Genomic DNA, 22,667 nt, shown 5'->3' with positions numbered 1-22,667 from the left:
GAAAAACGCTCCGCTGGAGCGTTTTTTTTGCTGTAATGTAGTAATAAATGAGCAACTGGCGTAATGAGAGCACGCATCCCGTGATGAGAGTCGATACCCTGCGGAAGTTTAGGAAGCTGTTTGGCGTACTGGTGGCCGCCGTCGCCGTCGTCTTGTTGATCGTTTTGCTGGGTATCGGGCACGTCCTCAACCAGAGCCGCCTGCGCTACTACGCCGCCGCCGACGAGACCTCGCGCAACCTCGCCATCACCCTGGAGAAATTCCTCAACTCCCATTTCCTCGAAGTGGACCTGGCCATGCGCCGCGCCGGCGTCGAGTTCCAGGCCATGCACGCGGCGGGGCGCTTCGACAACGAGAAGTTCAGCGCCTACCTGCGCTCGCTCAAGGAGCGCATCCCGCAGGCCGACGCCGTGCGCGGCGCCGACGCCGCCGGGCGCGTCATCTACGGCGAGCGGATCGACCCGGCCAAGCCGCAGGACCTGAGCATCCGCGAATTCTTCCAGCGCGCCAAAAGCGAGCAGGAGCTTATCATCGGCACGCCGGCCAGGTCGCGCATCAGCGACGAGTGGGTGTTGCCGCTGGCGTTTCCGCTGACGATGCCGGACGGCGGCTTCGGCGGCGCCGCCTATGTCCTCATCAACAGCGCGCGCCTGACGGCGGCGTTCGCCGCCCTCAATATCGGCGAGCACGGCGCCATCGTGCTGCTGGACAACCGCAAGCGCGTGCTGCACCGCTATCCGGAAGCCGAGGACATGCTCTTTGGCACCACCATCAAGGTCAACGCCATCACCCAGCGCATCATGGACGGCAAGGAGGACCGGGGCACTTATACGGTCATCAGCCCGCGCGACAACCTCGAGCGCACCTTGAGCGTGTCGCGGGTGGGCCTCTATCCGGTGTACGTGGTGGTGGGGCTGGCCAGCGACGATTTCCTGGCGCCTTGGCGCAAGGAGGTGCGCAACGCCGCCATCTTCGCCTCGCTGCTGTTGATCCTGGCCGCCGGCTTGCTGATGAGCATGCGCTTCGGCTTGCGCAAGCAATTCCAGTCGGTCGAGCAACTGATCGAGAACAAGCAGGCGCTGCAGGATTTGCTGACGCAGCTGACGGCGTCCGAGTCGCGCTGGCGCTCGCTGACGGAAGGCTTGCCGCAGATGGTGTGGACCGCCACGCCGAACCTGCGTGTCGATTTCCTCAGCCACCACTGGGAGGACTTCAGCGGCATTCCACCCGAGCAGATGATGGGCGACGACAACTGGTCGAGCGTGATCCATCCGGGCGACATCGCGGCGATGGCGGCGGCCTGGCGGCGCGCCAGCACCGAAGGCACGGAATTCCGCTGCGACTGCCGCATGCGCCGCCGCGACGGCGTCTGGCGCGTGTTCGACAACCACGCGCTGCCGCAGCGCGACGCCGACGGCGCGATCGTCAGCTGGGTCGGCAGCAGCACCGACCGCACCGAGTCGCGCGCCTCGCGCCTGGCGCTGCAGCAGGCCAAGGAGGAGGCGGTCCAGGCCGGCCGCGCCAAATCGGACTTCGTCGCCAACATGAGCCACGAGATCCGCTCGCCGATGAACGCCGTGCTGGGCATGTTGCAACTGCTGCAGCAAACCGAAATGAGCGAGCGCCAGCAGGACTACACGTCCAAGGCCCACTCGGCCGCCAGCGCCTTGCTGGGGCTGCTCAACGACATCCTCGACTTTTCCAAGGTGGAGGCGGGCAAGCTGGCGCTGGACCCGCACCCGTTCCGGCTCGACAAACTGTGGCGCGACCTGGCGGTGATCCTGTCGGCCAATGTCGGCAGCAAGAATATCGAGGTGCTGTTCCGCATCGACCCGGCGCTGCCCGACCTGATCGTCGGCGACGGCCTGCGGCTGCAGCAAATCCTGCTCAACCTGGCCGGCAACGCCATCAAATTCACCGAGCACGGCGAGGTCGTGCTGTCGGCCAAGCTGCTCGCGCGCGACGGCAAGCGCTTGTCGATCGGTTTTGCGATCCGCGATTCCGGCATCGGCATCTCCGAGGAGCAGTGCCGCCACATCTTCGACGGTTTTTCGCAGGCCGAGGCCTCGACCGCGCGGCGCTACGGCGGCACCGGGCTGGGCCTGGCGATCAGCCAGCGGCTGGTGGCGCTGATGGGCGGCACGCTCGGCGTCGACAGCACGCCGGGCAAGGGCAGCGTGTTCGATTTCACCATCGAATGCGAGGCGGCGGAACAGCAGCCGGAGCAAGAGGTACAGAAGGGCGTGGAACCGGCCGACGAGCTGATGCGCGGCCTCAAGTGTCTGGTGGTCGACGACAACCCGGTCGCGCGCGTGGTGTTGAGCGAAATGGCCGGCTCGTTCGGCTGGCACGCCGACCTGGCGGCCAGCGGCCAGGAGGCGCTGGCCGCCGTGGCCGAACAGTTGGCGCAGCAGCGCGCCTATGACGTGGTGTTCATCGACTGGCGCATGCCCACGCTCGACGGCTGGGAGACGAGCTGCCAGATCCGCAAGCTGGCGCCGTCGGGCAAGATGCCGCTGATCGTCATGGTCACCGCGCACGACCGCGAATTGCTGGCGCAGCAGCATGACGATTTGTCGCCGGTGCTCGATGGTTTCGTGGTCAAGCCGGTCACCGCCTCGATGCTGTTCGACGCCGTGGCCGACGCGCGCATGGAACGGCGCGCGCCGCTGTCGCTGGTGTCGGTGCCGTCCAGGCAGCGGCTGGCCGGCTTGCGGCTGCTGCTGGTGGATGACAATCCGGCCAACCAGCAGGTGGCCAGCGAGTTGCTCGGCAACGACGGCGCGCGGGTGGAGGTGGTCGGTTCCGGCGCGTTCGCGATCGAAGCGGTCACGCGCGGCGGGCCGATGCCGGATCTGATCCTGATGGATATCCAGATGCCGGAGATGGATGGCTACGAGGCGACGCGGGCGATCCGCCGGCTGCTGGGGGCGGGCGCGCCGCCGATCGTCGCCATGACCGCCAACGCCATGGCCGCCGACCGTGTCGCGGCGCTGGAGGCCGGCATGGTCGACCACGTGGGCAAGCCGTTCGATCTGGCGCAACTGATCGATGTGATACTCAAGCATGTGGGACGCGGTGCCGCGCCGGCCGGCGTGGCGCCGGCCGCTGCCGGCGATGCTATCGTTCCGGTCGCCGCTCCCGCCGCTATTGCCGCCCCCGCCGCCGTCAGCGCCGCTTCCACCGACAGCGGCGCCATGCCGCTGCCCGAGACGGGCCTGAACAGCACCGCCGCGCTCAAGCGCATGGGCGGTTTGCAGCCGGTCTATCTGATGGCGTTGCGCAGCTTCGCGGTGGAATCGGTCAAGTTGGCGGCGCAGTTGCGGGAGGCGCGCGACGCCGGGGATGCCGAGGCGGCATTGCCGGTGCTGCACACGCTCAAGGGACTGTCCGGAACGGTCGGCGCGGACCGCATGGCGGCGTTGGCGCAGCTGGCGGAGGGGGCGTTGAAAGAGGGCGCCCCGGCCCGCGCCTGGGACCAGCTGGGTCTGGTGCTGGACGCCGGTCCGGGTCTGGTCGCCGATATCGAACAAGTGCTGCGCCAGTTGGCGCCAGCAAAAAATATCTGAAACACGCAGGGCGGATCAGGCGGAACGCCGTAATCGGCCATGCATGCGTCGCCGATGGCTCACCCATGGCGGATTACGCTTCGCTAATCCGCCCAACGTGGTTTAGACGCAATCCAGATGCTAAGGCCATCGCGGCACGCAACGATTTTTATGACTAAACTAGGGAGCAAACAATGGAAAAACCAATGACATGGTCGGCCCACGAGCTGAGCATGACCGTGCTGATGACCCCGGACATGGCCAACTTCTCCGGCAACGTCCACGGCGGCACCATCCTCAAGTACCTGGATAGCGTCGCCTACGCCTGCGCCAGTCGCTACTCGGGCAGCTACGTGGTGACCTTGTCGGTCGACCAGGTGATGTTCCTGCAGCCGATCCACGTGGGCGAGCTGGTGACGTTCCTGGCCTCGATCAACTACACCGGCCGCACCTCGATGGAAGTCGGCATCCGCGTGGTGACGGAAAACATCCAGCAGCGCCTGGTGCGCCACGCCAACAGCTGCTACTTCACGATGGTGGCGGTCGACGCCGGCCGCAAGCCGGTCGAAGTACCGACCCTGGTGCCTGAGACGGAAGAGCAGAAGCAGCGCTGGGAGCAGGCGCTGCTGCGCAAACAATCGCGCCAGATGGTGCACGACGGCGCGCGCAAGGGCTGATAGCGGAAGCGCGCGATGCGTCGCTTGCTGACCGCCTTTTGCTTGCTGGCGGCCCCCGTGTCGCCGGCATCCGCCTGCTTTTTGTAGTGCGGGCGCCGGTGGCCCGGGCCGCTTAGATGCAGCCTTAGCTCTCGCTTCAGTCTGTATCGGTCAACTACTCCTTGCCATCACAGGAAGTTCAAGTCCATACCGAGCATCCTGATAAGGACGAAGGTGACAAGTCCCAGGCCCAGCAGCACGAGTATGAAGACTGCGGCCACCTTGCCGCTTGCCCGTAACACTGCGCGCTTCTCCTCTGCCTTCTTCCCTTTGTCGTAATGCCACTTGATGGCATAGAACATGCCTGTGCCGAGCACGAGAAACTTGAAGACAACGAAGACTACAGGGATCCAATCCACCATTTTGAGTATTTCCAGGCTATGACGCTATCTATTGTGAGGCATACTACTTAAAAACAATTTCCATACATTGAGACAAAATGTCCCAGGTAAAAACCATACAAAATGAACATTTGCCGTTCTGGTTGCCGCGATTGGCCGGGAACAAAGGGCCACGGTTTTTGCAGATCGCGGACGCGTTGCAGGCGGCGGTGGTGGACGGATCGCTGAAACCGGGTGCCCGCCTACCTCCGCAGCGCCAGTTGGCGGCACTGCTGGACGTCGACCTAACGACCATCACGCGCGCCTACGACGAAGCCCGACGCCGCAACTTGCTGGAGGGACGCGGCGCCCGAGGCACCTATGTCGCGGCGCCGAAAGTCGAATTGACCTCGATCCTCGACCTGAGCATGAATACCCCGCCACCGCCGGATGGCGTGGACTTCGACGACATGATGAAACAAGGTTTGTCTCAAGTGCTGATGAGGGCAGACAATGGATTGCTGATGACTTACCACCTGGGAGGGGGAAGCGACTCCGACCGCAAGGCTGGCGCCAAATGGCTCGAACCGATGTTTGGACATCTGGATGCTCGACAGCTTGTCGTCTGTCCGGGGGCACAGGCGGCGATCGCAGCATTGATACTGGCGCTGACGGAGCCCGGCGATGTCATCCTGGCAGAGCCGATGACTTATCCCGGTTTGCGTGCCGCCGCGACCCAATTCGGCCGGCGCATCATCGCGGTGGAAGCGGACCAGCACGGCATGGTGCCTGATATGCTTGAAGAAGCGTGCCGCCGGCACAAGCCCGGGCTGGTCTACCTCAATCCGACATTGCAGAACCCGACCGCGATCACCATTCCGGAACGCCGGCGCAAGGAGCTCGCCAGCGTCGCGAAGCGCTGCAATGTGCGCATCGTCGAGGACGATCCCTACTGGCTCCTCGCCGAGACTCCGCCGCCGCCAATTGCCTCGTTCGCCCCGGAACAGGTGGTCTACATCTCAACGCTGTCGAAATGCCTGACGCCCGGCCTGCGTGTCGCTTTCGTGCTCATACGCGACCCGCACGAACGCGAACTTTTCCTGGTCGCGCTAAGATCGTTCGCGTTAATGGCCGCTCCTTTGACGGCCGCGCTGGCCACCCAGTGGATACTCGACGGTTCGGCTGGCGAATTGATGGAAGGCGTACGCAAGGAGGCGCGCCTGCGCCACCGGATGGCTCGCGATATTCTGGCGGGGCGGTACAGCGGCGCCGGAGACGGCCTGCATGTTTGGCTCGAGTTACCGGCGTATTGGAATTCATCACAGCTTGCGCGTGCAGCCGACAGCGAGGGCATCGCTGTCACGCCGGCGGAGGCGTTCGCAACAGGCAGCGGATCAGTGAATGCGATTCGGATCTCTTTGGGTAGCATCAAGGACCGTGGACGCTTGCAGGCGGGTCTTCAGCGGCTGTCTCATCTGCTTGCGCGGCGCCCGGAGTCGTTCAGCGCCGCTGTGGTTTAGCTGTCCAGGGAAACCACGCTCCATTCGGGAACTACCCAGTTCTCGCTTATGCGCGGTGGCGTCCCCTGGATTGAATCTCTACAATGCGTCTGACTGGTTGCCAAAGTATGTAGAAGGTGACGTGGTAATTAGTGAGATTTTCGTTGGGGCAAGATGGTATCCTGCTCATGCCAAGTCCGACAAAAAAGCAGCCCTCGAAATTTGCGGAGAGATTTATATGAATGAACGCCAATACCTCCCGCAGCATTAAGAGATGCCGCTTCCCCGGCCAGAACCGGACCTCCAGCAGTCTGAAGGAAATCGCGATGCGGGTAGAAAACTACGTAGGACCACAGGAAAACAATGAATAAATTATTTGCTAAATTTTTAATTCTCGGCGGATTGGCTGTCTCTGCGCAATGTGCAGAAGCCCAAGTATCGGATCAGAAAGTCCCGTTGCAAATCGAACAGGTAGTCGAAGCCTTCCGTTCGGCAATCGCAAAGAAGGATGAGGAAGCCTTTCTAAGACTGTTTTTAAAAGAGGACATCACTTGGACCGGCGTCACCACTGACCACAGTATTGAAAGGATATACGCAAACCGGCCCAAACCTGAAATGACGCGGCCTTTTAAATTCTTCAGCAGCAGTCCGCGTAAATTCATCGGAGCTATTGTGAAAGATAAGGAAAAAATCGACGAGACAATATCGAACGTGCGCATCGATAGCGACGGCGACGTCGGGCAGGTCTGGTTTGACTACAGCTTTGTCAGGGGCAGCTATAAGGAAAATTGGGGCAAGGAGAGCTGGCAGATGGTGCGCACAAACGATGGTTGGAAAATCGCGGGAGTCGTATGGTCGCAAGAACTGAATTCAGCTCCACCACCTTCGACCGCATCATACTAATAATCTGGTGGAGCTATTGCAACATCTTTCGCCTGCTGAAGGCTGCAAAGGATTGGGGCGCGATTGGAGTGCGGCCGAGACCGGCCAACAGCAGACCTACGGAGCCCAAAGGAGTAGAGGCAAACATGACTGGAGTAACGAAAGAGAGCGTCGTCGAATTAGAGGCGTCAATTGGCTTGCGCCTACCTGATGATGTGCGCTCAATGTATGGCATGTCGAATGGATATAGAGGCCCGACAGATTGCCAACTCTTGTATCCAGCAGATGGTGATAGCGATATTCTTGGTATGAATCGACTCAAGGAAGAAGCTTGGTTCCCGAAGAAATTTCACTCGCTTGTTCTTGTTGGCGATGACGGTTGTGGCAATCTGATAGGTTTCGACTGGGCGGCAGGGAAAGCAATCCTCTGGAACCCTGGCGATGGCGACACGATACAGGAATCAAGAGATTCGGTTACCGAAATTTGGGAATACGTTATTAACTGGTATGCGTCGATGCCTGGACAGGAATAGTTGACGACTTCCAGCCAAGAGCGGCTGTTCAAATTCATGCGGTAGGACTGGCAAGGCTAATCATGAATGAGAATGAAGGTTCACATCGTACGAGTCTTTGGTTATCGCTACTGAAGACTAGTTTGAAAATTCTCTTAACATGGCTACTTTTGGCTTTTTTGGCATACGTCATGTTCTGGATTTCTCGAGCCTTGGATTGTGATGTCAACGAAGGAGGAACCAATCCATGTTATGTTCACGGAGTTGATGTTCAACCATTGATTATGATTCCTGCGATGATTGTAACGTTCGGAGCGCCTCTATTCTTGTTGGGAATCTACGCTTGTGTTTCGTTAGCAGCAGGTGTTTTTTTAATGAAAAAAATATCTAAAAAATGACTCTTAACGGCCAGATGCAGAAACTTCCGCAGGCGGCCCGCAGTGTTCAATTGATATGAAATCTGCTGGTTTTTATAAACAAGAATTTTATTTCTAAAATGTCGATTCCAGACCAACGCACAACCGCTCCTCTTGCTGCCTCCACGGGAGCCGAAGAATTGGTTATAAGAGTCGCTGAGCAGGAAGATGCTGAAGAAATATTTCTGATTCACCGTGATTCTGTTGATAATCTATGTCGTAGCTATTACTCCTCGGAGCAAATATCCATGTGGATGGACGGGCGTTCGCCAGCGACATACCTTGAAGCTATTGCGCAAAAAAGGATATTTATCGCTGACCACAGTCATAGTTTGGTTGGGTTTGTTGAGTATGCCTCGGGCGAAATTGTTAAGCTGTTCGTTCGAGGAATTGCAGCAAAGCGTGGAATTGGTGATTCGCTAATGAAAATTGCTCTTTGCAAGGCGTTCGAAGGCGGTATGTCGAAAGTACGTGTAGAGTCTACTCGTAATGCGCAGTCTTTTTATGAGCGCTATGGTTTCCGTAAGGAAGGTGAGGGGATTTTCTCCAGAAGCGGTTCAGGAGTTTCAATTGAAATCATTAAACTTTTTCTGGATATTTAGCCTCAATTCCATTTCAAATAAAATGAACAGCGCGTTTCTATGACAGCATCCGGGCCAGGCTGTGTAAAAACTCAAATATAGCTGCGAGCGGCCAAACTGTACCCGACTGCTGCCGTATTACGGATTGACGAGGCTTCACGGGAGCTGTTTTTATTTTCTCGACTCGGCGGCCGGACCGGCAAGGCAAGCGCTCCAAACGCGCGTCGTAGAGCTAGTATAAGGGCATACGCCCTGACCGTCTCCATTCTGCCAGCGACCCCAAGCTGCGTTATCAAGTGTTGAAGTTATAGGCGAGCACGTGCAGGCTCCTTTCCGTCTGGTGCTGGCCGTCCCGCCAGATCCAGTGGGTGTCGATGGCGGTGATCGTGCCCGGCGTGGCGGGGGCCACGTGGGTGAACATCGCCAGCGAGACGTCGAAGTGGTTGTTCGAGTGCGAACCCCACGTCAGGCCCCAGTCATGGCATATCTGCACCACCCCCACCGACCCCTGCATGTCCAGAAATGCGGATCGGCCAGCGGAATGTCGATCGATTGCAGCTGGATCGCGTGGCTCAGCTCGCGCCAGTCGGTGGCGATCATATTGGTGGCGGTTAGCAGGCCGGTGGCGCGGCGGAACTCGGCCATCACTTCGTGGTCGGAGTAGCCGTTCTCGGCGCCGCACGGATCTTCTGCGTAGGCCAGCACGTCGTGCTGGTCGCGGCATAGGCGGATCGCGTCCTTGAGCAGCCCGCCGCCGTTGAACAAATTACTGCTCAAACAGGAGTAAGCTCGGCGGGCGTCGGATTACTTCTGCGCGCGCACGATCCGAGGGCTTTCTGGTGGTCCCAAATAGCTTGGCTGCAATCCTCCCGCGTCGACGACAAGCCGCTGCAGCACCAGTCCGGGGTCGAGCGACCAGAACTTCAACGTGTGCTTGCCGGGCTGGTCAACCCTGTGCGTCGTGACGAACTTCGCCACGCCGTCCGAGACGATTCGGCGCCAGTAATCTTCGGACTGGTCGGCGTGCACGTTGACTTCCTCGGGCGGACCATCATCGACCGACACCGCGTAGCGGAAGCCAGCGCCGGGTTGGAACTTCAGCGTCGGTGACAAGACCACGTGCAGTTTCACCTCGCCCGCACTGAACAGATGCACGTCGTACTCGAGGCGCATGCCGTCCTGCACAGTAAGGGCCGATGCCGCACTGGGCATAGTCGTCACGCCGGACAGTGTCCGGCCATAGCCAGGGATGGTCTGCCACCGTCTGCCCACCGGTGCCAGCGCACGGGTGTAGTGTTCGGCCTCGATGGCGATCACGCCGCCCGTCTCGACGTGGCCCTCCACGGCATTTGTGCGCGCATGCACCGGTACCTTAATAACCACATTGGCCTTGTCCGGGCCGCGTACGGTCAGTTCCGCCTCCGTCACGCCGGCCGGCACGGCATCCCAGTCGACATCGATGGCAATACGGCGATCCTTGTTCACCCGGCCGGCCGGGTGGCTGATCTGGAGCCACGGCTGGCTGGCGATGATCGTGTAATCGAACGGTGCGCCGCTCCGGTTGAACAGCTCGATATGGCGGGGCCTGCGTTCGTAGCGGTCGAGCGCCGGCAGCACCAGTTGGCGGATCGGGAAGACGGGCCATGCGACGGCGTTGCCATCGACCGCCACGCCCATTCTGTCTGACGGGTGAATGCCGTTCGGCGCCGCCAGCTGGCCCGGTTCGGGAATGCGCAGCTCGGACACGGCCGGCATCACGTCGCGGTAAGGCTGGTCCCAGTTCGTGTAGCCGAAACGCGTCTGCGACATCATGTGATTCCACTTGCCCGCGCTGATGCCACGCTGGTACTGGCGCGCCAGTTCGGCGTCGTGCCGGAACAGCCGGCGCACCCGCGCCGCCATGTCGTTGGTGCTGCCCCGTCCCTGGCGCGCGTAGAGCTGGTTGCGACCGGCGGATACATAGAGATCCACCGCGTTGGCGGAGGCCCGCACCGGGTACTCCACGAGCTGGAAGTAGGCGTCGCGCATGGCCTTGGGCAGCATCTTGGCTATGCGTTGTGCTTGGTCCGCCAATGCGGTGTAGTCGGCAACCACGCGTTCGGCCTCGTCGTAGTTCACGAGGCTGTAGGTGTCCGGGGCCAGCTGTTCAGGCCGGCGGCGCGCGTTGTAGCGGGTGTATTTGTCGACGATGTCGGCAATCTGGTGCGCATGCCGCTCCCCGAATTCGCGGGCGGCCCACTGGCGCAGGTAGTCCGGAAGGCGCTCGGCGGGCCAAGCCGCCGGATCCCATGCATAGGAGAGGAAAAATTCGGTCGGCACTTCCATCGGCTTGAGGTCGCCCACGTTGACGATCCACATCCGGTTCGCACCATATTCGTTCGCCAGGTTCATCTGCTCCCACACCTTGCCGACCTGGGTCACGTTCAGCCACTTGTAGGAGCGGGGCACGCCGACGTAGTCGAAGTGATAGTACACCCCGGCTCCGCCGCGCCGCTGGCGCTCCTCGGCCGTCGGCAACCGGCGGATATTGCCCCAGTTGTCGTCGCACCAGAGCAGCAGCATGTCGTCCGGCACGCGCATGCCTTTTTCATAGTAGTCCTGTACTTCCTTGTACAGCGCCCACAATTGCGGAACGGTCTCGGGCTCGCGCTGCCATTCTTTTCGGATCAGGTCGCGCTGGTCCGCCACAATGCGTTCGAGCAGCCCGACGTTCGCGCTCTCGGACATTGGTTCGTCGCCGTCGCCACGCATGGCCATCGTGATGACGCTTTCGTAGTTCCGCGTGTTGCGCAAGCCGCCGGCCCAGAACTCGCGTAGCGTGTCGCCGTTTCGCTGATAGTCCCACGGGCCTTTGCCATAGCGGTGCCATTCCTGCTGGGCTCGCATCATCGGCTCATGGTGCGATGTGCCCATGACAATTCCCATCGTGTCAGCCAGCTCGCCATTGCCTTTGTCGTCGTCATAGAAAGACGAGTACCACATCGCGGGCCAGAGGTAATTCGCCCGCATGCGTAGCATCAGTTCAAACAGTTTCTCGTAAAACTGCCGGTTGAAGCCGCCGAAACGTTCCTTTGCCCAGTTGGTGAGCGCCGGCGCTTCGTCGTTCAGGAAAATGCCGCGGTATTGCACGACGGGCTTCTCCGCAACGCGCGTGGCGAGCGGAATGGTGAGCGAGCGGTGGCGGGGCGTCGGCACATCGGCCCACCAGTGCCACGGCGAGACGCCGATCTGTTCGGACAGCGTATACAGACCAAAGATCGTGCCGCGTTTGTCGCTGCCCGCAATGACCAGCGCGCGCTTCACGCCGGGCATAGGATCGACGACAGCCTGGATCAGAAAACCTTCCCATTGTCCGGAAAGGTTCGTTACATCGATTTTTCCGTCCTTTGCCAACCGGTCGATCACCGGGTGCCGGCCCAGCGTGCCCGCGATGATGATGTCGTCCGCCATGGTCACGGTGTCCGTGCGCCAGGCCGGGGTGGCGCCGCTGACCTTGCCAATATCACGTTGCACATCGCGCGCCGCCCGCAGCACGCCGGCGAAATCGCCGGGCGACACCAGCAGCGGCGCCGCGCGCCCTTTGGCTGCAACGACCACGCCGTCGCCGCCGTCCAGCTGTACAAAGCGGGCTGTGCCGAGCGCATGGGCCGTGTTTGCGGCCACCAGCCAAGCCAACGCCGCAAGCAGCCGGGTAAGCCGGGCAAGGTTGACGGTGCGGCCTCGGGTCGCCGTGCGAGTAGTCGGCAACATCACCGCAGCATGCAAGGCATCTTGTTATTGAACTTCCAGCCGGGGATCAAGTACTGCATCGCCACGCCGTCGTCGCGCGCGCCCAGGCCCATGCCGAGGTAGAGCTGGTGCGCGGCCTCGACGGCCTCCATGTCCAGCTCGACGCCCAGGCCCGGCTTGGCCGGCACCTTGACCATGCCGCCCTCGATCTTCAACGGATCGCGGGTCAGGTGCTGGCCGTCCTGCCAGATCCAGTGGGTGTCGATGGCGGTGATTCTGCCCGGCGCGGCGGCGGCCACGTGGGTGAACATCGCCAGCGAGACGTCGAAGTGGTTGTTCGAGTGCGAACCCCACGTCAGGCCCCATTCGTGGCACATCTGCGCCACCCGCACCGAACCCTGCATGGTCCAGAAATGCGGATCGGCCAGCGGAATGTCGACCGATTGCAGCTGGATCGCGTGGCCCAGCTCGCGCCAGTCGGTGGCGATCATGTTGGTGGCGGTCAGCAGGCCGGTGGCGCGGCGGAACTCGGCCATCACTTCGCGGCCGGAGTAGCCGTTCTCGGCGCCGCACGGATCTTCCGCGTAGGCCAGCACGTCGTGCTGGTCGCGGCACAGGCGGATCGCGTCCTTGAGCAGCCAGCCGCCGTTGGGGTCGAGCGTGATGCGCGCCTCCGGGAAGCGTTCGGCCAGCGCGGTGACCGCTTCGATTTCCTCCTCGCCCCTGAATACGCCGCCCTTGAGCTTGAAGTCGTTGAAGCCGTAGCGCTGGTACGCCGCCTCGGCCAGGCGGACCACCGCCTCCGGCGTCAGCGCCGCCTCGGTGCGCAGGCGCAGCCAATCGTCGGCGGCGTCGGCCGGCGTGTCGGCGTAGGGCAGGTCGGTGGCCCTGCGGTCGCCGATGTAGAACAGGTAGCCGAGCATTTCGACGGCGTCGCGTTGCTGGCCGTCGCCAAGCAGGGCGGCGACCGGGACGTTAAGGAACTGGCCCAGCAAATCGAGCAGCGCCGCCTCCAGCGCGGTGATGGCGTGGATCGCCACGCGCAGGTCGAAGGTCTGCAGGCCACGGCCGCCGGCGTCGCGGTCGGCGAAGGCCCGGCGCGCGTGGTTCAGCACGGCGTTGTAGTCGCCCAGCGCGCGGCCGACCACCAGCTCGCGCGCGTCCTCCAGCGTCTGGCGGATCGCCTCGCCGCCGGGCACCTCGCCGACGCCGGTGCGGCCGGCGCTGTCGGTCAGGATCAGCAGGTTGCGCGTGAAGTAGGGGCCGTGGGCGCCGCTCAGGTTGAGCAGCATGCTGTCGCGGCCGGCGACCGGGATGACGCGCATGGCGACCACGCGCGGAGTGTCGAGGGAAGAGGGTTTAGGTTGTTGTGGCATTGTGATTCCTGGTCGGTGCGTGCTAATGATTGCGCTATCATTCGATCATACCGGCCGCCCTTGGAAAATTCAACACAAATTTGCTCATCGGATTGACTTTTAAGCTCGCGGTAATGATTGAAAATGATGCGCTACTGTATAATCCGGTGTTATGGATAACAAAAAAACCACCAAGCCCGCCGTGAAGAAGGCCAAGCCCGCCGCTAAGGGCGCCGCTAAAGCCAGCGGCAAAAACGCCGCGCCAGGCGCGACAGCCAAGGTTGCCGCCAAAAACGCCGATAAGAACGATCTGCGGGTGTTGCATACGCCCACCGCCGACCTGAGCGTCAGCGGTGCGACCCTGATCGATGTCGCCAAGGTGGCCGGGGTGTCGCCGATCACGGTGTCGCGTGCGCTCAACCAGCCGCATCTGGTCCGCCCGAACACGGTGGCCAAGGTGCAGGAGGCGGTGCAGCAGACCGGTTATGTGAAGAACATGATGGCCGGCGCGCTGGCGTCGAACCGCAGCAAGCTCATTTCGCTGGTGCTGCCGACCATCGCCACGCCGATCTTCGCCGACATGGTGGAGGCGGCCAGCGACCGGCTGACGCAGGCCGGCTACCAGGTGCTGCTGGGCTTGTCGCGCTACGAGGCCTGGCGTGAAGAGGTGCTGGTCGAGACCATTCTGAGCCGGCGTCCGGACGGCGTCATGCTGACCGGTACGCTGCACACCGATATCACCCGGCGGCGCCTGCAACTGGCCCGGATACCGGTGGTCGAGGCGTGGGACATGTCGCCGTCGCCGATCGACATGGTGGTTGGTTTCTCGCACGAGGGCGTCGGCCACGCGCTGGCGCGGCATCTGGTCGAGCACGGCTACCGGCGCATCGCCGTGCTGTCCGCGGACGATCCGCGCGCCGAGCGGCGCAACCAGGGTTTGCAGGCCGAGCTCGCTAGAATGGGGATCGCCGTGGCGGCGGTGCAGACGATGCCGCCGCCGACCACCATGCAGGCGGGGCGCGAGGGGTTGACGCGGCTGCTGGCGCTGGCGCCGGACATCGACGCTGTCTACTGCAGTTCGGACACCCTGGCGCACGGCTTGATGATCGAGGCGATGAGCCGTGGTTTGAAGGTGCCGGAGCAACTGGCGGTGATCGGCTTCGGCGATTTGAATTTTGCCGCGCATACGCATCCGCCGTTGTCGACGGTGCGGGTGGACGGGCGCAATATCGGGCTGGTGGCGGCGCAGGCGATACTTGACCGCATCGATGGCGTGGGCGGGGACCAGGCGGCAGCGTCGCGCGTGTTCGATACGGGGTTCGAGTTGATTCAGCGCGGTAGTACGTAAATTTGCCCGCGATGGACGCGTATCCCGGATGCGGACCTCGATACATTTTGGTGCGTTTCGACGGCGCGTGCATTGGCGGATTACGGCGTGCCGCCTAATCCGCCCTACGTGTTTTAGAAGTTGTTCATGTCGATGGACATGGTTCATTCCCTTCGGCGGCCGTCCCACCTAAGCTTGAACACCGTCCAATGCGCCAGCAACCGGTTCAGCACCGGCAGCGCCAGCCCATGGCTGCGCGCCACCTTCTGCTGCATCGCCAGCGCCGGCGACGGCGCGCCACCTTTGACCGCGAATAGAATCCGGTTATTCCCCGCAATGCCGCGAAACCAGCAAATCCGCCCCTGGAAAGCGTGCCGCAGCCGCCGCAACATCGCGCCATAGTGCGGGTCATAGCTGAATATATTTGCCACCAGTACGCCGCCGGGCCGCAGCGCGCGGCGGCAATCGGCGTAAAACGCCGCGCTGCCCAATTCCGGCGGCAGGCCGGCGGCGTCGAAGCCGTCGACCAGCAGCACGTCGACCGCGCCGCGCAACTGCCGCATGTACAACGCGGCATCCGCTTCGACCACGCGAAAGCGCGCATTGTCGCGCGGGATGGCGAATTGCTCGCGCAGGGCGATGACGTCGGCGCGCAACTCGAGCACGGTGATGCGGCTGTGCGGCAGGTAGCGGTAGCAGAACTTGGCCAGCGACCCGCCACCGAGCCCGACCATGACGATGTGCTCGGGCCGTGGATGAAACAGCACAAAGCACATCATCGCGCGCGCGTAGCCGAGGATCAGGTCGTCCGGGCGCGACAGCCGCATCTCACTTTGGATCATGCCCGGTTCGAATTCAAGCGAGCGCTTGTCGCCGCGCGTGTGGACCAGGGGACGAAGGGGAGGTGGCGTCAAGATTTGTTGTCTTGTGGATTTACATGGGCGATTTATAGTAGCATGCCGGTCCGGCGACAAGGGCTAAAAGCGGCGCGATTGTGTCACAGGCGGTCGCGGCCGCCATGCTTGCATTTACAGACGGAAAAATAATAGGTACATTGACGTTAGCCCCGGCAGCCCCCTGGCTGCCATCTTGGAGAGAGACGATGTTTTTAGATCACCCTACGCTTACCGCCACCAACAGCTTGACCGAACCGGACCGCATCGAGCGCCTGACCCGGGTCTACGGTTACGTCGTCGCACTGGCTGACGTGGCCGGCAAGCAGACTTTCATCGAGAAGGTCAGCCAGCTGCACGACCACAAGGGCACGCTGATCGTGTTCTGGCACGACGCGCCGACCGAGGACGAAAAAGTGTACTTCACCCAGGCATGGGCCAGCAAAATGGGCGACGGCAGCACCAACGTCGAGCACGAGGTCTGACCAGCCCCCGGTCATGGATATAAAAACCCTGGTACTGGCGCTGGCGCTGGGCAATCTGAGCCTGTGCGCGGCGCTGTTCTTTTTTGAGCAGCAGCAGAGCACCAGCGGTGCCGCTGCCGGCCCCGCGCGCACCGCCACCTGGTCCCGGGCCAAGCTGTTCCAGGCCGTGGCCTGGACCCTGCTGTACCTGCGCGGCACCTTGCCCGACTTCCTGACGATCCCCTTCGCCAACGCCTTGCTGTTCACCGGCTTCGCGCTGGACGCCTCCGCCCTGTGGGAGCAGGCCGGCCGGCGCGTGTGGCGCCGCTATCTGGTGCCGGTGCTGGTGGCGGCGATCACGATCTTCGTCAGCGCCTGGCTGCTCGACAAGCCGGCGCCCGAGCGCATCGCCATCACCTCGGTCGTCATGGGCTTCTTCTTCGTCGCCGGCGCGGCCGCGCTGGGACGCGGCTGGTCGGCCGGCACCATGCTGCGCCGCTATCTGGTGGTGGCCATGCTGGTGCTGGCGCTGGCCGTGGTGGCGCGCGGCTTGCTGTCGCTGGCGCTGCCCGAAGGCTGGGGCTGGGTGAGTCCGGCGCTGATCCAGGGCGTCGGCATCGCCGCCCTGTATTTGATGATGCTAAGCAACGCTTTCGGCTACCTGCTGCTGGCGCACGAGCGCCTCGACGGCGAACTGGCGCGGCTGGAGGTGCTCGACGCGCTGACCGACGTGCCGAACCGGCGCGGCTTCTACCAGGCGCTGACGCCGTGGATGGCGCTGGCGCGCCGCCCGGGCCTGCCGACGGCGATGATCATCCTCAATCTGGACCATTTCAAGCGCATCAACGACGATTACGGCCACGCCGTGGGCGACATGGTGCTGGTGGCGATGGTCGATGTCTGCAAAAAACAGCTGCGCGACAGCGATTTGATGGGCCGCCTGGGCGGCGGCGAGTTCGCCATCCAGCTGCCGCGCACCACCCAGGACGACGCCATGATGGTGGCAGAGCGTATCCGCAACGCCATCGCCCTGCTGCCGGTGAAGGCGGAAAAAGCCGTCATCAACATGACGGCCAGCCTGGGCGTGACCACCATCCGCGCCGACGACAGTGCCGTGAGCCTGTTCAAGCGCGCCGACGAAGCGCTGCGCGAGGCCAAGGCGTCCGGCCGTAACCGGGTGGCCGAGGCGCAGTCGCCCGCCGGCGCGCTGGAGGCGTAGGCCCGCACAGACATGTTTGGCGCGCGTTTCATGGCGTGCGCGTGGCGTGCGCGAGCATGGGCGTCATCACGCTGTCATAATGGGCGCATATCGTGATGATTTTCGTAACCGTGTAAATCGTTTAGTTTGATTCCGGTCTTATCCGAACCAACGCAAGCCTTCGTAGCCGTTTGCACAGAGAGGCTTTCATTTATGTACGCAGCAGTAGATTTGGGTTCCAATAGTTTCCGCCTCCACGTCGGCAAGCATGACGGCGATGCGATCCGCGTGCTGAAAAGCGTGCGTGAACCGATACGCCTGGCCGCCGGGCTGGACGACAAGGGCAACCTGACGCCGGCGGCGATGCAGACCGCGCTCGCCTGCCTGAAGAATTTCCGCGCCGTGCTGGACGGCTACAAGCTCGACGGCGTGCGCGTGGTCGCCACTTCGGCGATGCGGGTGGCGCGCAACGCCGCCGCCTTCCTGCCGCAGGCCGAACTGGCCATCGGCCATCCGATCGAAATCATCTCGGGCGAGGAGGAGGGGCGCCTGATCTACATGGGGGTGGCCAACGCGCTGGCCACCCCCGGCGAGCGCCGGCTGGTGATCGATATCGGCGGCGGCTCGACCGAGTTGATACTGGGGCGCGGCCAGGAGATCGAGAAGGTCGAATCGTTCAGCGTCGGCACGGTCAAGCAAAGCTTGGCGTTCTTCGTCGGCGGCCGGGTCGACGCGCCGTCGTTCGAGGCGGCCATCCTGTCGGCGCGTAGCCATTTCGAGGACGCGGCACCGCCTTACCGGCCGCAGTTCTGGAAGCAGTGCTACGGCTCGTCGGGCACCGCGCGCACGATCGCCGACATCATCGTCAAGAACGGCATCGGGCGCGAAGTCAACGCCACCACCCTGAGCGCGCTGAAACAGCGCTTCATCGAATTCGGCCATGTCAGCAAGATCGAGATGGCCGGCCTGCGTCCGGACCGCGCCGGCACCATCATCGGCGGCCTGGCGATTTTGATAGGCCTGGTGCGCGAGCTCGATATCCCCGTGGTGCAGCCGATCGAGGCCGGCCTGCGCATGGGCGTGATGTGGGATTTGCACCTGCGCTCGACCAAGCGCGATCGGCGCGAGCAGTCGGTGCAGGCCTGCCTGCGGAAGTTCCACGTCGATGAGCGCCGCGCCAACCGCGTGGCCGACGACGCGCTGGCCCTGTACCTGCAGACCAAGCCGGCCACCGAGGAGTACACGCGCCATCTGTACTGGAGCGCGCTGCTGCACGAGGTGGGGCTGGTGGTGTCGCAGACCGGCTATCACAAGCACGCCGCCTACATGATCGAGAACGCCGACCTGCCGGGCTTCACCACCCGCGAGCAAAAGGTCATGAGTCGCCTGATCGTCGCCCACAAGGGCAATCTGCGCAAGGTGGTCGAGGTGCTGGCCGAGCCGGATTTCGCCAAGGCGGTGGTGGCTCTGCGGCTGGCGGTGCTGTTTATGCACTCGCGCATCGATATCGATTTCAGCCTGCTCAAGCTGCGCGTGAAGAACCGCATCGAGCTCGAGATCCGCCGCGAATGGGTGGCCGAGCATCCCACGCTGTCGTACTGGCTGGAGAAGGAACAGGAAAACTGGGACGAAGTGGGCGTGGATTTCACCATCCGCACCAGCGGTTAACGAAGATCGAGACGGGAGACGCCGATGACCGACCGCACGCAGCGCCGCCTTAGTGGGCCAACCCATGGGCCAACCCATGGGCGAACCATTGAAGGTCCCTTTGGGCGGGCCTTTGCCGCCGCCTTGCTGGCGCTGGCGTTGCCGCTGGTATCGCACGCGGCCGACAAGCCGAAGGAAGTCGTCTCCCTGTGCTTCGAAGCGCAGGACGTGCTGCCGTGGCGTACCGAGAAGGGCGGCGGCCTCAATTTCGAGCTGCTCAAAATGGTCGAGCAGCGGCTCGACATCCAGTTCAATTACCTGAGCATCCCGTGGAAGCGTTGCCTGGCGCAGCTGAAGGCCAACGCGGTCGATGGCGCCTTCGCCGTCAGCTACAAACCTGACCGGCGCGAGCTGGGCGAGTACCCCGGCGGCGAGAAAATCGACGTCGGCAAGCGCATGCACGTCGACCGCTATGTGGTGCTGCGCAAAAAAGGCAGCAAGGTCGAATGGGACGGCAAGAGCTTCCGCAACCTGGACGGCCCGATCGGCTTCCAGCTGGGGTATTCGGTTGGCGACGTGCTGCGCGCGCAGAACCTGGAAGTGGACGAGGGCAGCCAGCGCGCCGTCGAACTGGCCCGCAAGCTGATCGCGGGCCGCGTGGCGGCGGCGGCCATCGGCGGCAGCGACGCCGGTGGCTTGATGCGCGGCCCGCTCAAGGCGGAACTGGAGCAGTTGCCGATTCCGATCATCGAAAAACCCTATTTCCTGATCCTGTCGCACGCGATGGTGGCGTCGCGGCCGCAGTTGTCCGAGCGGATCTGGCGCGCCGTCGAACAGTCGCGCAACAGCGCGGCGTACAAAAAGCTGGAACGGGCGGAAAGTGCCAGTCATTGACACCAGGCCGCCCGCCGCCGCCAGCGACGCCGCCGCCGACGCGGTGTTGATGCGCGGGCGTGGCCCGCTTGCGCGGCTGCGCGGCGCGTGGCGCAGCAATATCTTCCTGCGGCTGGGGTGCGGCATCTTCTTCGCGCTGGCCGTCTCCACCGCCATCTACACCACCTATGTGATGCAAACGCTGCGCACCGAGGCCGAGCAAAACCTGCGCGAGAGGGCGGAGCGGTGGACGGCGGTGCTGTCGCGGGCGCTGGCGCGGCCGCTGTTCGATATCAACAGCGCGGCCGTCTCCAGCGTCGTCGACGCTTCCGGCGCCACGCCGGAAGTGCTGGTGCTGCGCGTGCTGGCGCCCAACGGCGCCGAAATCGCCAGCTATGTCTCGCCGCTGCGCGAGCCGGTGGCGGCGATCCACCTGCGGCGCGACATCAGCTTCAACGACGCGCGCCGCACCTATGAACTGGGGCATATCGAGCTGGCCTTCTCGCGCCAGAAAATGGACGAGGACCTGCGCCGCCGCATCTTCGACACGGTCGCCGCCAACCTGCTGCTGGCGCTGGGCATCGGGCTGTCGATCTTCCTGGTCGCGCGGCGCGCGGCGCGGCCGTTCTCCGACATCCAGGCCAGCCTGGAGAAGCTTACGCACGGCGAGACCGACATCAAGCTGTCCGGCATCGGCCGCGAGGACCAGGTGGGGCGCATGTCCGAAGCGGTACTGCGTTTCCGCGATACGCTCACGCGCCTGCGCGACGCCGAGCGCGAACTGCGCGACCTGAACGCCGATCTCGAAATGCGCATCAGCGAGCGCACCCGCGAGCTGACCGAGTCGATGCTGATCGCCGAAGAGAGCGAGGCCAAGCTGCAAACCATCGTCGACACGGCCCTCGACGCGGTGGTGCGCATGAATCCCGAGGGCTGCATCGTCGGCTGGAATACCCAGGCCGAACGGATATTCGGCTGGAGCCGCGACGCGGCGCTGGGGCGTGAACTGGACCAGACCATTATTCCTCCGCGCTTCCGCTACGACCATCATCGCGGCATGCGGCGGCATTTGTCGGGCGGCGGTGGCGGCGTGCTCGATACCCGCATCGAGGTATTCGCGCTGCGCCGCAACGGCGAGGAATTCCCGATCGAGCTGTCGATCACCAAGGTGAGCACGGACGCGCAGGGCGGCTATGAGTTTTGCGCCTTCATCCGCGACATCAGCATACGCCGCGAGCGCGAGCAAAAACTGGTCACCGCCAACGTCATGGCGGAAGCGGCCAATGTCGCCAAGTCCGAATTCCTGGCCAATATGAGCCACGAGATCCGCACGCCGATGAGCGCCGTGCTGGGCATGGCCTATCTGGCGCTGCGCACGGAGATGACGCCCAAGCAGCACGATTACATTAGCAAGATCCACCTGGCGGCGCTGTCGCTGCTGGGGATCATCAACGACATCCTCGATTTCTCCAAGATCGAGGCCGGACGCCTGGAGCTGGAGTCGATTCCGTTCCTGCTGGACGACGTGCTGGCCCATGTCTCCAGCGTGACGGCGCAGCGCGCCCTCGACAAGCAGCTCGACTATGTGATCGATGTCGCCCCGGACGTGCCGCGCTATCTGGTGGGCGATCCGCTGCGGCTCGGTCAAGTGCTGATCAACCTGGTCAACAACGCGGTCAAGTTCACGCCGGCCGGATCGCTGGAATTGCGCTGCGCGCTGGCCGGCGGCGCCGCCACCGCACCCGATGGCAAGGCCGGGCTGTGTTTTTCGGTGCGCGATACCGGCATCGGCATGACGCCGCAGCAGAAAGGTAAGCTGTTCCGCGCCTTTATCCAGGCCGACGGATCGACCACGCGCCAGTACGGGGGAACCGGCCTGGGGTTGTCGATTTCGCAGCAACTGGTGCGGCTGATGGGCGGTAATATCGACGTCGAGAGCCGGGTCGATCACGGCTCCACCTTCCGCTTCGAGGTGGTGCTCGCGGTGTCCGACGCGGCCGCGCTGGCGGTGCGCGCGGCGGTCTACGAGGGCCCTGTGGCGGAGCTAAAGCTCGACGCGTCGCCGCGCCGCACCGCGCGCGTGCTGCTGGCCGAGGACAGCGCGGACAACCAGGACGTCACCAGGGAGCTGCTGGCGTTGCAGGGCCTGGACGTGGAAGTTGTCGGCAACGGCCAGTTGGCGGTGCAGCGCCTGCTGGCGGCCGGGCCGCACGCCTACGACCTGGTGCTGATGGATCTGGGCATGCCGCTGCTGGACGGCTACGAGGCCACCCAGCAACTTCGCAAGGATGGCCGCTTCAACGAGCTGCCGGTTATCGCCGTGACCTCGCATGCGCTGGCCGACGTGCGCGCGCGCTGCCTGGCCAACGGCATGCAGGACTACGTCACCAAGCCTATCGATCCGCAGCGGCTGTACCGGGTGCTTTCGCGCTGGCTGGGGATGTCGATGAAGGTGGTGCCGCCGCTGCCGCCGCGCGCGGAAGTGCAAAATGTCAGCGAGGAGGATGCGCGCCGGGCGATCGCCGAGCTGCGCGTGCTGTTGGCGGAGTTCAGCGGCGAGAGCCTGGATTACTTCGAGAGCGTGCGCGCGAGTCTGGCGACGATATTGTCGCCGCAGACCATGGGACGTCTCAAGCATCACATGGAACAGTATGAGTTTGAAGCGGCGGGCAAGTTGCTGGCCGCCGTGGCTGATGAAGACGAATGA

17 protein-coding genes and 1 pseudogene are annotated in these 22,667 nt (G+C 63.2%); 13 read left to right on the top strand and 5 right to left on the bottom strand.

The window, feature by feature from the left end; genetic code table 11:
* Positions 1-83 precede the first annotated feature (83 nt).
* Complete coding sequence (locus AC07P1_RS17690) at positions 84-3,569, top strand: response regulator (RefSeq protein ID WP_494697051.1); 3,486 nt, start codon at positions 84-86, stop codon at positions 3,567-3,569.
* A gap of 173 nt (positions 3,570-3,742) precedes the next feature.
* Positions 3,743-4,225 carry an acyl-CoA thioesterase gene (locus AC07P1_RS17685; protein WP_315218351.1) on the top strand — a complete coding sequence of 161 codons (483 nt, stop codon included), beginning with the start codon at positions 3,743-3,745 and terminating at the stop codon, positions 4,223-4,225.
* Between the two features lie 167 nt (positions 4,226-4,392).
* On the opposite strand, the gene AC07P1_RS17680 is transcribed toward AC07P1_RS17685, so the two are convergent.
* Entirely contained in the window at positions 4,393-4,626 is a 234-nt protein-coding gene (locus AC07P1_RS17680) for a hypothetical protein (protein WP_494697050.1), read from the bottom strand.
* A 77-nt stretch (positions 4,627-4,703) separates the two neighbouring features.
* On the opposite strand from AC07P1_RS17680, the gene AC07P1_RS17675 reads away from it, so the two are divergent.
* The 5 genes from AC07P1_RS17675 to AC07P1_RS17655 all read left to right on the top strand — a co-directional run bounded on the left by AC07P1_RS17675 (position 4,704) and on the right by AC07P1_RS17655 (position 8,495).
* Positions 4,704-6,104, top strand: a complete 1,401-nt coding sequence (locus tag AC07P1_RS17675; protein ID WP_494697049.1) for an aminotransferase-like domain-containing protein — start codon at positions 4,704-4,706, stop codon at positions 6,102-6,104.
* A gap of 342 nt (positions 6,105-6,446) precedes the next feature.
* Positions 6,447-6,986, top strand: coding sequence for a YybH family protein (locus tag AC07P1_RS17670; RefSeq protein WP_494697048.1), 540 nt, complete (start codon positions 6,447-6,449; stop codon positions 6,984-6,986).
* 125 nt (positions 6,987-7,111) lie between these two features.
* Entirely contained in the window at positions 7,112-7,498 is a 387-nt protein-coding gene (locus AC07P1_RS17665) for an SMI1/KNR4 family protein (protein WP_494697047.1), read from the top strand.
* Between the two features lie 62 nt (positions 7,499-7,560).
* On the top strand, positions 7,561-7,875 hold the full coding sequence (locus AC07P1_RS17660) for a hypothetical protein (RefSeq protein WP_494697046.1): 315 nt from the start codon (positions 7,561-7,563) through the stop codon (positions 7,873-7,875).
* A gap of 98 nt (positions 7,876-7,973) precedes the next feature.
* Complete coding sequence (locus AC07P1_RS17655) at positions 7,974-8,495, top strand: GNAT family N-acetyltransferase (protein WP_494697045.1); 522 nt, start codon at positions 7,974-7,976, stop codon at positions 8,493-8,495.
* A 292-nt stretch (positions 8,496-8,787) separates the two neighbouring features.
* Here AC07P1_RS17655 and AC07P1_RS17650 read toward each other — a convergent pair.
* The 3 genes and pseudogenes from AC07P1_RS17650 to gudD form a co-directional block, all read right to left on the bottom strand.
* A pseudogene (locus AC07P1_RS17650) lies at positions 8,788-9,218 on the bottom strand (enolase C-terminal domain-like protein); the annotation flags it as partial.
* Positions 9,219-9,278: 60 nt separating this feature from the next.
* Positions 9,279-12,224 carry a glycosyl hydrolase 115 family protein gene (locus AC07P1_RS17645; protein ID WP_494697044.1) on the bottom strand — a complete coding sequence of 982 codons (2,946 nt, stop codon included), beginning with the start codon at positions 12,222-12,224 and terminating at the stop codon, positions 9,279-9,281.
* Positions 12,224-13,579 carry a glucarate dehydratase gene (gudD, locus tag AC07P1_RS17640; RefSeq protein WP_494697043.1) on the bottom strand — a complete coding sequence of 452 codons (1,356 nt, stop codon included), beginning with the start codon at positions 13,577-13,579 and terminating at the stop codon, positions 12,224-12,226. Before gudD ends, AC07P1_RS17645 begins: the two co-directional genes overlap by 1 nt.
* A gap of 151 nt (positions 13,580-13,730) precedes the next feature.
* On the opposite strand from gudD, the gene AC07P1_RS17635 reads away from it, so the two are divergent.
* Positions 13,731-14,906, top strand: coding sequence for a LacI family DNA-binding transcriptional regulator (locus AC07P1_RS17635; RefSeq protein ID WP_494697042.1), 1,176 nt, complete (start codon positions 13,731-13,733; stop codon positions 14,904-14,906).
* A gap of 143 nt (positions 14,907-15,049) precedes the next feature.
* On the opposite strand, the gene AC07P1_RS17630 is transcribed toward AC07P1_RS17635, so the two are convergent.
* Positions 15,050-15,799 carry a spermine/spermidine synthase domain-containing protein gene (locus AC07P1_RS17630; protein WP_494697041.1) on the bottom strand — a complete coding sequence of 250 codons (750 nt, stop codon included), beginning with the start codon at positions 15,797-15,799 and terminating at the stop codon, positions 15,050-15,052.
* Between the two features lie 188 nt (positions 15,800-15,987).
* On the opposite strand from AC07P1_RS17630, the gene AC07P1_RS17625 reads away from it, so the two are divergent.
* The 5 genes from AC07P1_RS17625 (at position 15,988) to AC07P1_RS17605 (ending at position 22,667) form a co-directional block, all read left to right on the top strand.
* Positions 15,988-16,263: a hypothetical protein gene (locus tag AC07P1_RS17625; RefSeq protein WP_315218359.1), complete on the top strand. Its 276-nt coding sequence runs from the start codon at positions 15,988-15,990 to the stop codon at positions 16,261-16,263.
* Between the two features lie 13 nt (positions 16,264-16,276).
* On the top strand, positions 16,277-17,461 hold the full coding sequence (locus AC07P1_RS17620) for a GGDEF domain-containing protein (RefSeq protein WP_494697040.1): 1,185 nt from the start codon (positions 16,277-16,279) through the stop codon (positions 17,459-17,461).
* A gap of 192 nt (positions 17,462-17,653) precedes the next feature.
* Complete coding sequence (locus AC07P1_RS17615) at positions 17,654-19,108, top strand: Ppx/GppA phosphatase family protein (protein ID WP_494697039.1); 1,455 nt, start codon at positions 17,654-17,656, stop codon at positions 19,106-19,108.
* A gap of 24 nt (positions 19,109-19,132) precedes the next feature.
* On the top strand, positions 19,133-19,981 hold the full coding sequence (locus tag AC07P1_RS17610) for a substrate-binding periplasmic protein (RefSeq protein ID WP_494697038.1): 849 nt from the start codon (positions 19,133-19,135) through the stop codon (positions 19,979-19,981).
* Positions 19,968-22,667 carry an ATP-binding protein gene (locus AC07P1_RS17605; RefSeq protein ID WP_494697037.1) on the top strand — a complete coding sequence of 900 codons (2,700 nt, stop codon included), beginning with the start codon at positions 19,968-19,970 and terminating at the stop codon, positions 22,665-22,667. Before AC07P1_RS17610 ends, AC07P1_RS17605 begins: the two co-directional genes overlap by 14 nt.

Source organism: Duganella sp. GW821-FHT07F09, assembly GCF_059418705.1.
Note: the sequence above shows the minus strand (reverse complement) of the source record. Positions and strands in the feature narration are given on the sequence as shown.